Source organism: Microbacterium sp. 69-10, from assembly GCF_001897945.1.
In the GTDB taxonomy this organism is placed as follows: domain Bacteria; phylum Actinomycetota; class Actinomycetes; order Actinomycetales; family Microbacteriaceae; genus Microbacterium.
In genome coordinates, this window is sequence record NZ_MKRT01000006.1 from 188,069 (window position 1) to 191,365 (window position 3,297).

Annotated in this window: 3 protein-coding genes and 1 pseudogene; all 4 read right to left on the minus strand. The window is 66.8% G+C overall.

Annotation, left to right across the window (positions count from 1 at the left end; all coding sequences use genetic code 11):
- Nucleotides 1-548: pseudogene (locus tag BGN97_RS02985) on the minus strand (F0F1 ATP synthase subunit beta); the annotation flags it as partial.
- A gap of 26 nt (nucleotides 549-574) precedes the next feature.
- Nucleotides 575-1,471, minus strand: a complete 897-nt coding sequence (locus BGN97_RS02990) for a F0F1 ATP synthase subunit gamma (protein ID WP_285633306.1) — start codon at nucleotides 1,469-1,471, stop codon at nucleotides 575-577.
- Between the two features lie 19 nt (nucleotides 1,472-1,490).
- Nucleotides 1,491-3,134: a F0F1 ATP synthase subunit alpha gene (gene atpA / locus BGN97_RS02995; RefSeq protein ID WP_292697898.1), complete on the minus strand. Its 1,644-nt coding sequence runs from the start codon at nucleotides 3,132-3,134 to the stop codon at nucleotides 1,491-1,493.
- Between the two features lie 48 nt (nucleotides 3,135-3,182).
- On the minus strand, nucleotides 3,183-3,293 hold the full coding sequence (locus BGN97_RS03000) for a F0F1 ATP synthase subunit delta (protein ID WP_292697922.1): 111 nt from the start codon (nucleotides 3,291-3,293) through the stop codon (nucleotides 3,183-3,185).
- Between the last annotated feature and the right edge of the window lie 4 nt (nucleotides 3,294-3,297).

The following is a 3,297-nucleotide window of genomic DNA, read 5'->3' on the forward strand; positions in this document are numbered from 1 at the left end:
TGGATCATCTCCTGGATGAGGACCGTCTTGCCGACGCCGGCGCCGCCGAACAGGCCGATCTTTCCACCCTGCACGTACGGGGTGAGGAGGTCGATCGACTTGATGCCGGTCTCGAACATCGTGGTCTTCGACTCGAGCTGGTCGAAGTTCGGCGCCTTGCGGTGGATCGGCCAGCGCTCGGTGATCTCGATCTGCTCACCGGGCTCGGCGTTGAGGACCTCGCCGATCACGTTGAAGACCTTGCCCTTGGTGACGTCGCCGACGGGCACCGAGATGGCGGCGCCGGTGTCGCGGACCTCCTGGCCGCGGACGATGCCGTCCGTTGGCTTCAGGGCGATCGCGCGCACCAGGTCGTCGCCCAGGTGCTGCGCGACCTCGAGGGTGATCTCGTTGGACTCATCGCCGATGACGATGGTCGTCTTCAGCGCGTTGTAGATGTCGGGGATCGAGTCGTGCGGGAACTCGATGTCGACAACCGGACCGTTGACGCGTGCGACGCGCCCGACGACCGCGGTCGCGGGCTTGTCAGCCGTAGCGGTGGGGGTCATTTCTTCGTCTCTTTCCTGAGTGTCTGTCAGCTGGATGCCAGTGCGTCGGCGCCACCGACGATCTCGGCGATCTGCTGGGTGATCTCGGCCTGACGCGCGTTGTTGCGCAGGCGGGTGTAGTCGGTGATCAGCTTGTCGGCGTTGTCGCTGGCCGACTTCATCGCCTTCTGCGTCGCCGCCTGCTTCGCGGCGGACGACTGCAGCAGTGCGTTGAACACACGGCTCTGGATGTACACCGGCAGGATCGCGTCCAGCACGGTCTCGGCATCCGGCTCGAACTCGTACAGCGGGTAGACGGTGCTGCCCGCCTCCGAGTCGTCCGCCTCCGCGATCTCCAGCGGCAGCAGGCGCACGGACTCCGGCGACTGCGTCATCATGCTGACGAAGCGGTTGTACACGAGGGTGATCTCGTCCACGCCGCCCGCGTCTCCCCCGCGGTTGAAGGCATCCAGCAGCGTGTGCGAGATCTTCTCCGCGGTGTGGAAGGACGGCGTGTCCGTGTCGCCGGTCCACTCCGCCGCCGAGGCGATGCCCCGGAACTGGAAGTAGCCGACGGCCTTGCGGCCCACCAGGTAGAACACCGGCTCCTTGCCCTGCTCGCGCAGGAGCTCCGCCACCTCGAGACCCTCACGGAGGATCTGCGAGTTGAAGGCTCCGGCGAGGCCGCGGTCCGACGAGAAGATGACGACCGCGGAACGGCTGATCTTCTCGGGCTCGCGGGTGAGCGGGTGATCGACGTTCGAGTGCGTCGCGACGGCGGACACGGCCCTCGTCACGGCCCGCGCGAAGGGGCTGGACGCCTTGACGCGTGCCATCGCCTTCTGAATGCGCGAAGCCGCGATGAGTTCCATCGCCTTCGTGATCTTCTTGGTCGTCTGAGCAGAAGAGATCTTCTGCTTGTAGACCCTGAGTTGAGCGCCCATGAATCAGTACCTCACGCGATTACGCGCGACGACCCTTGACGATCTTCTCCTGGTTGACGTCGTCCGCCTCGGCGGCGGCGTGCTCCTCGTGGCCCGGGGCGCCGATGGCGTGACCCTTGCCGCCCTGGAACTCCAGAAGGAAGGCGTCGGTCTGCTTGTCGAGCTCGGCGACGGTCGCGTCGTCGAGGACGTTCGTCTCGCGCAGGGTGTCGAGGATGCTCGTGTTGCGACGCAGGTAGTCGAGCAGGTCGCGCTCGAAGCGCAGCACGTCCTCGACCTCGATGGTGTCGAGCTTGCCGTTGGTGCCGGCCCAGATCGAGACGACCTGCTCCTCCACCGGGTACGGCGAGTACTGCGGCTGCTTGAGCAGCTCGGTCAGGCGGGCACCGCGTGCCAGCTGACGGCGCGACGCGGCGTCGAGGTCGGATGCGAACATCGCGAACGCCTCGAGCGAGCGGTACTGCGCGAGCTCGAGCTTCAGCGTTCCGGAGACCTTCTTGATCGACTTGACCTGAGCGTCACCACCGACGCGCGAGACCGAGATGCCCACGTCGACAGCGGGACGCTGGTTGGCGTTGAACAGGTCGGACTGCAGGAAGATCTGGCCGTCGGTGATCGAGATCACGTTGGTCGGGATGTAGGCCGAGACGGCATTGGCCTTGGTCTCGATGATCGGCAGGCCGGTCATCGAACCGCCGCCCAGCTCGTCGGAGAGCTTCGCGCAGCGCTCCAGCAGGCGGGAGTGCAGGTAGAACACGTCGCCCGGGTAGGCCTCGCGGCCCGGCGGGCGGCGCAGCAGCAGCGACATCGACCGGTAGGCCTCGGCCTGCTTGGTGAGGTCGTCGAAGATGATCAGGACGTGCTTGCCGGCGTACATCCAGTGCTGGCCGATCGCCGAACCGGTGTACGGGGCGATGTACTTGTAGCCCGCCGGGTCGGAGGCCGGAGCATGGACGATGGTGGTGTACTCCATCGCGCCGGCCTCTTCCAGCGTGGTGTGCAGGGCCGCGATGGTGGAGCCCTTCTGGCCGATCGCCACGTAGATGCAGCGCACCTGCTTGGTCGGGTCGCCGCTGGCCCAGTTCGACTTCTGGTTGATGATCGTGTCCACGGCGATCGCGGTCTTGCCGGTCTTGCGGTCGCCGATGATCAGCTGGCGCTGGCCACGGCCGATCGGAGTCATCGCATCGATCGCCTTGATGCCGGTCTGCAGCGGCTCCTTGACGCTCTGCCGGTCCATCACGCCGGCCGCCTGGAGCTCCAGGGCGCGGCGTCCTTCGATGCCCTTGATCTCGCCAAGGCCATCGATCGGCTCGCCCATCGCGTTCACCACGCGCCCCAGGTAGCCATCGCCGACCGGCACCGACAGCACCTCGCCGGTGCGCTTGACCGTCGAGCCCTCCTCGATGCCCTCGGAGTCGCCCAGCACCACGACGCCGATCTCGCGGACGTCGAGGTTGAGCGCGATGCCCTGGGTGCCGTTGGCGAACTCGAGCAGCTCGTTGGCCATCGCCGAGGGCAGCCCCTCGACCCGGGCGATGCCGTCGCCGGAGGTGGCCACCGTGCCGATCTCGTCCCGGCTGGCGGTCTCGGGACTGAAGTTGGACACGAAACGATCCAGCGCGTCCCGGATCTCTTCGGGACGAATCGTCAGTTCCGCCATCTGCGCACCCTGTTCTCTCGTTGTCTTTGCACGGCCACCGGCCGGATGTCAGTTCAGTTGTCGTTCGGCGGCGTGCAGCCGCCCGGCCACCGTTCCCTCGATGACCTCATCGCCCAGCTTGACCCGGACGCCGCCCAGCACCGCGGGGTCGACGCTCACCTGC

Bases quoted from the DNA above. Each gene is read 5' to 3' on its own strand.
- atpA (WP_292697898.1), bottom strand. From the start codon at position 3,134: ATGGCGGAACTGACGATTCGTCCCGAAGAGATCCGGGACGCGCTGGAT.
- BGN97_RS02990 (WP_285633306.1), bottom strand. From the start codon at position 1,471: ATGGGCGCTCAACTCAGGGTCTACAAGCAGAAGATCTCTTCTGCTCAG.